General features: G+C 67.2%; 5 protein-coding genes and 1 pseudogene. 4 read left to right on the top strand and 2 right to left on the bottom strand.

Annotated elements, in window-relative coordinates; all coding sequences use genetic code 11:
- Nucleotides 1-746: pseudogene (locus tag ACWELQ_RS36660) on the top strand (mannosyltransferase); the annotation flags it as partial.
- 81 nt (nt 747-827) lie between these two features.
- Here ACWELQ_RS36660 and ACWELQ_RS36665 read toward each other — a convergent pair.
- Nucleotides 828-2033, bottom strand: coding sequence for a hypothetical protein (locus ACWELQ_RS36665; RefSeq protein WP_452401610.1), 1206 nt, complete (start codon nt 2031-2033; stop codon nt 828-830).
- A 491-nt stretch (nt 2034-2524) separates the two neighbouring features.
- On the opposite strand from ACWELQ_RS36665, the gene ACWELQ_RS36670 reads away from it, so the two are divergent.
- On the top strand, nt 2525-2785 hold the full coding sequence (locus tag ACWELQ_RS36670; protein ID WP_452401611.1) for a hypothetical protein: 261 nt from the start codon (nt 2525-2527) through the stop codon (nt 2783-2785).
- A 215-nt stretch (nt 2786-3000) separates the two neighbouring features.
- Here ACWELQ_RS36670 and ACWELQ_RS36675 read toward each other — a convergent pair whose 3' ends face one another.
- A complete protein-coding gene (locus tag ACWELQ_RS36675; protein WP_452401612.1) occupies nt 3001-3258 on the bottom strand; it encodes a hypothetical protein in 258 nt (85 codons plus the stop codon).
- Nucleotides 3259-3466: 208 nt separating this feature from the next.
- Between ACWELQ_RS36675 and dinB the strand changes: the two genes are divergently transcribed.
- Together dinB and ACWELQ_RS36685 are read left to right on the top strand one after the other, a co-directional pair.
- Nucleotides 3467-4696, top strand: a complete 1230-nt coding sequence (gene dinB, locus ACWELQ_RS36680; protein WP_452401613.1) for a DNA polymerase IV — start codon at nt 3467-3469, stop codon at nt 4694-4696.
- A gap of 31 nt (nt 4697-4727) precedes the next feature.
- Nucleotides 4728-5525: a HugZ family pyridoxamine 5'-phosphate oxidase gene (locus tag ACWELQ_RS36685; protein ID WP_452401614.1), complete on the top strand. Its 798-nt coding sequence runs from the start codon at nt 4728-4730 to the stop codon at nt 5523-5525.
- Nucleotides 5526-5564 lie beyond the last annotated feature (39 nt).

A 5564-nucleotide genomic window follows, 5' to 3' on the forward strand; every position in this document is an offset into this window, starting at 1 on the left:
TGATTCTCGCCGCGGGCGTGTGGGGTTTCGTGCTGCTGCAACGCAATAGCGCGTGGCAGCCGTGGCTGCGGTGGGCCATTTTCGCGATCGTGGTGGTGTCGGCGGCCGGTCTGCTGGCGCTGGCGCTGCCGCCCGCCGCGCGCTGGGAACGGGTGCGGGCTCGCGCGACCGCGCTTCTACTGGTGGTGGGTGTGCTTGCGGGACTGGCCGGTTCGACCGCCTACGCCGCCGCCACGCTTCCGGAGTCGCACACGGGCGGCAGCCCCGTGGTGGGTCCGCCGCGTCCGAAGAAGAAGGACGAGCCGACCAACTTGTTCCGCAAGCAGCTGGAAATGCTCTTCGGCGGACAGACCGACCCGAAGCTGGTCGCCCTGTTGCAGACCACGAATACCCGGTGGTCGGCGGCCATCGACCGCTCCTCGCCCGCCGCGGGTCTCGAATTGGCCAGCCGCACACCCGTGCTCGCCATCGGCGGGTTCACCTCCGCCGACCCGGTGCCGACCCTGCCGCAGTTCCAGGACATGGTCGGCAAACACGAGATCACCTACTATCTCGTGCCCGAGATCAAGCTGCCCGACTCGTGGCGGACCGATCCGAAGCCGACCGACACGCCCTCGGATCCGAATCAGGGCGTCTGGCGGCCCGCGGGCAACAAGCAGATCCTCGACTGGGTGACCGCGCACTACAGCGCCACTCAGAAGTTCGGTGACCTGGCCGTCTACGACCTGACCGTCGCGCCGCACTGATCCACCACGACGCCCACCCGGCTTCTCACCGCAGCGAAGGGACCGGGTGGGCGTCGTCGTTTCCACCCGCGCCGAGTGTCGTCAGGCCAGCAGGTCGCGGATGTGGGACGGAATCTGCTCGGGGTCTCGGGGATAGCGGGCGAACTCAGCGCGGTATTCCTCGACCGTGGGAGCCGGAACCCATTCCGGGGTCTCGGAATTGGAGAACGTCGAGCGATACGCGCCGCCGGGTTTGAATTCCAGTTTGCCGCTGAACCAGGTGCCGCGAATCGGGTCGTAGGCGGCTTCCTTGGATTTCGTCAGCACGGCCAGGAGTTCCTGGGGCGGCTGCAGATTCTGCACCGTCTTCTCGTTGATCATGACCGAGACGCCCGCGTGGCCTTCGCCGCCGACCATGGAGAACCACACCATGACGAAGGTCCAACCGTCCGGGAGCATCGGCACGACAACCTTCAGCATGTCGACCTCGAGGGTCTCGTCCTCGGACTCCGGTTTGGGCCGGGCGGTGCGCACGGGATCGTCGGCCAGGATCGGGCGCAGCATCAGGGTGGAGCCGTCACGGTTCTGGATCGACTCCGGGATCTGCGCGGCCGCGCGTGGGTAGAGCTCGAACTCGCGACGCCAGTCGGCGGACTCGATACGCGGAAACCCTCCGACCACATCGTCCTTGCGGAAGTTGACGCGAATGCCGTTGCGGTCGACGAGGATCTGACCACTGAGCCAGGCACCGGCATGCTCATCGTAGGACCGGCGCTTGTGCTCGGTCAGGAACGCCCACAGATCCTCCGAGACGTCGAACTGGCGGGTCTTCCTCAGGCCGTACTTGGCCTCGATCTGCCCGTAGCCGAACTCACCAACGGCGATAACCCACAGCCGCAACGACTTCCAGCCCGCCGGCACACTCTCGGTCACCGCCGTGACCAGGGCACTCTCGACAACCTCCAGGCTGACATTGCCCAAATCGACCCAACCGCCCGTAACCGGGATGTCCGGTATCGCGCTGCCGACAGACTCGAGCAGCGCCATCACCTCGGGATCAGGCCGCTCCCAGCTCGACAGCTCGATGCGATAGCCACTGACCTGCGAATGCCCATCGCGCGCAGCAAGTTCCCGCGCATACCCCGATCGAATAGCGTGCACGTACGCGGCCAGCTTCCGGCGGAAGTCCTCCCGCAGCACCGCCGGATCGACCTCCGACGAGACGCGATCCTCCCGCATATTGAGAATCATCCGCCCGTCCACCCCGACAGCGGCCAAATCGATCTCGTCGTATTCCTGCACAGACATGCCGTCCCCCATGAATCAAGTCGAACTCAGAGGCGAACAGTACCGCAGGGTTCGCTCCTGGTTCAGCGCACGCGCCTTCCGGCAAGCTCTGTAGCATTCGTTGTGTGCCCGTGGATTTCAGCGACCAGACTCTGGTGCTGAAGTTCGTCATCGCCTCGATCTTGCTATGCCTGCTGCCGGTGACCGTCGGGAGTGCAGCGCAGGCCGCGGCGGCGGCCGTCGTGGTGCTGGTAGTCGCGATCGCGGCTGCGCTGATCGGCTTTTCGACCCGACCCACGAACCCTTCGCGGCTCGGAGTCCGCAACGGCGCCTCGACAAGTGTCTCGTGTGGACACACTGCCCCCGATGCACCCGGTCATGCTCGAGCACGCGCTCCAGGCCTGAGCCCCACGGCGGCTTAGCCCTCCTCCGGTAGAAGCTCGGAGAAGATCGCTGGCAGCCGGATTCCGCGCCACACCTATCGCCCTGCACCGGCTCCAATCAGTATCGGCGTGTCCGCCGCAGTGCACATCCTCCTGGAGTTCTCGATGCTTCGGCCGATCCTGCCCGTCCTCGCACGATCCCTGCGCACCGCAGTCACCCGCACTACCGAACTGCTCTCCTTCGCTTATTTCTCTGCCACCCAAGCAACTTCGTCGATTACCCTGTGGGCTGGCACATTGTTCCTGGTCGCACTCCCGGTCACCGAGATCGCGGTCGGCCTGGACGTGATCACGATGGCGACGCTTATCGCCCCGGCTGGGGTGTACTGATCGCGGCCGTGTCGGCAGCGGTTTACCTGTATCGCCGTCGACGCCACCAACCATCGGCATCCCCGGACACCGCCGACGGCTCATAGGTCACGAGAATGCACTGGGGCTCAGCCGCCTGGCTCGAACGTTCGCGGAACGGCTTGCAGGGTTTCGGCGGGCCCAGCGATGTGCCGGCGGAATTCGCCATTGACGAATCCGCCGACACATCCGGTCTGCTAGAGGTTCATCCGTCGATAGACGCCGCTCTTGATGATCCGGCGGGACTCGACCTGGGCCACCGCGGACAGACCGGTCAGGGGTTCGTACTTCTGGACGAGGTCCCACTCGGGCTCGACGACGTCGGCGAACGCTGCCCGTTCGGCGATGGCGCGGAGGCGGTCCAGTTCCTCGATCGCTTCCATTACGCGGGCGTGCTGGGCTTCTACGTTCAGCACGGCCATTCGGGCGGTTTCTCGGGGGTTGTCCGCTGTCACTGGGCCACTCCTTCATCCGTTGGGCGGCACACGTTACGGGCGGGATCGCCGTTCGGGCAAACCTCCTGGTGACCGAATCTCACAGCCGCCAGACTGCGAGATACCTTGGAGCGCAGGGCATTCCGTCGTACTTCGATACGAGTTTCCTGGTCTCCGATCCGTGACATCCAGGGACCTCGACGCAGCAGACCGGTGGGTATGCGAACATATGTTCGTGTCGGGTGGTGTTGCGGGTGGTCAGGAGCGTCCTGGGCGGGCGGCGATTCTGCATGCTGACCTGGATTCGTTCTATGCGTCGGTGGAGCAGCGGGATCAGCCGCGGTTGCGGGGGCGGCCGGTGTTGGTTGGGGGTGGGGTGGTGTTGGCGGCCAGTTATGAGGCGAAGGCGTTCGGGGTGCGGACGCCGATGAATGTGCGGGCGGCGCTGAATCTGTGTCCGCACGCGATTGTGGTGCCGCCGCGGATGTCGGCGTATTCGCAGGCCAGTAAGCGGGTTTTCGAGATCTTCCGGGACACGACGCCGGAGGTCGAGGGGATCTCGATCGATGAGGCGTTCCTGGATGTGGCGGGGCTGTGGCGGATCGCGGGTGAGCCGGTCGAGATCGCGCGGGAGTTGCGGGCGCGGGTCCGGGCGGAGGTGGGGTTGCCGATCTCGGTGGGGGTAGCGCGCACCAAGTTCCTGGCCAAGGTGGCGAGTGCGGTGTCCAAACCCGATGGGCTGCTGGAGGTCGCGCCGGATCGGGAGTTGGAGTTTTTGCATCCGCTGCCGGTGGAGCGGTTGTGGGGCGTCGGGGAGGTGACCGCGCGGGAGTTGCGTGAACGCGGGATCACCCGGGTGGGGCAGTTGGCGGAGTTGGGTGAGGGGCCGCTGGCGGCGGTGCTGGGGCCCGCGGTGGGCAGGCATCTGCATGCGCTGTCGTGGGCGCGGGATCCGCGGCGCGTGGATACCGGGCGGCGTCGCCGGTCTATCGGCGCACAGCGCGCTCTGGGCCGCAGGCATCGCAGCGATGACGAGATCGAGGCGTATCTGCACGGGCTGGCCGACCGGCTCGGGCACCGGCTGCGCACGGCAAAACGAGTCTGCCGAACTCTTGTGCTGCGCATGCGTTTCGACGATTTCGGCCGCGCCACCCGCTCGCACACGCTGCCCGAGGCGACCGACAGCGGGGAGGTGATCCTGCGTGCGGCGCGCACCCTGCTCGAGGCCGCGCTGCCGTTGATCCACGAGCGCGGCGGACTCACTTTGATCGGCCTGTCGCTGACCAATCTCGACAATGCCGACACCATGCAGATGTCGTTGCCTTTCGAACCCCGCGCCGAGTCCACCCTGGATTCGACATTGGACGCGTTGCGGGATCGCTTCGGCGCGGGAACCGTCACGCGCGCGGCCCTGCTGCGCCGCGGTGAGGGCCTGTCGGTGCCGATCCTGCCGGATTGACCGGCATGTCGGCGCGGGTAGCCTGTGTCGCATGGCTCTCGACCACGGCGATCCGGGCGATGCGCCCTCGACTCCCCCGCCGCTGACTCCGATCGCGATCACCACCCGTCCCACGCCCGCCGACGAGGCCAGAACGGTTGCCGCGGCGACGAATACCGCGACCCTCGCCACGCTCTCGACCGACGGCGGGCCCTGGGCCAGCTTCGTCACCTACGGATTGCTTGCCGGACAACCGGTCCTGTGCGTCTCGCGGCTGGCCGAGCACGGCCGCAACCTGGCCGCCGACCCGCGCGCGAGCGTGTCCATCGTGGCGCCGGACCTGCCGTCGGATCCGCTGGCGGGCACCCGGTTGACGCTGGCGGGCACAGTCGAACGGCCCGTGGGCGAGGAGGCGGAGGCGGCGCGGGAGGCACATCTGGCGGCCGTGCCGTCGGCCAAGACGTATATCGACTTCAGCGATTTCACGGTGTGGGTGCTGCGGGTGCAGCGGGCGCGCTGGGTGGGCGGCTACGGGCGCATGGATTCGGCCAACGCCGAGGAGTATGCCGCCGCGGTCGCCGATCCGATCATTCCAGCGGCGGCGCGGGCCATCACCCACCTCAATGAGGATCATGCCGACTCGTTGCTGGATATGGCGCGCGTGCGCGGCGGCTATCCGGACGCGACCGGTGCCGTCTGTGAGCGGGCCGACCGTTTCGGTCTGGATCTGCGGGTCACGACGCCGCGTGGCATCGCGATCACGCGGATCGGGTATCTCGCGCCGATCGACGCCATCGCGCAATTGCGTTCGGCCACGGTCGATCTGGCGCGGGCCTCGCGGCCGGAGTGAGGCCCGGCTCAGCGGGCGGTCTGTGACGCGGCAGCGGTC

This window comes from Nocardia sp. NPDC004722 (assembly GCF_053601505.1).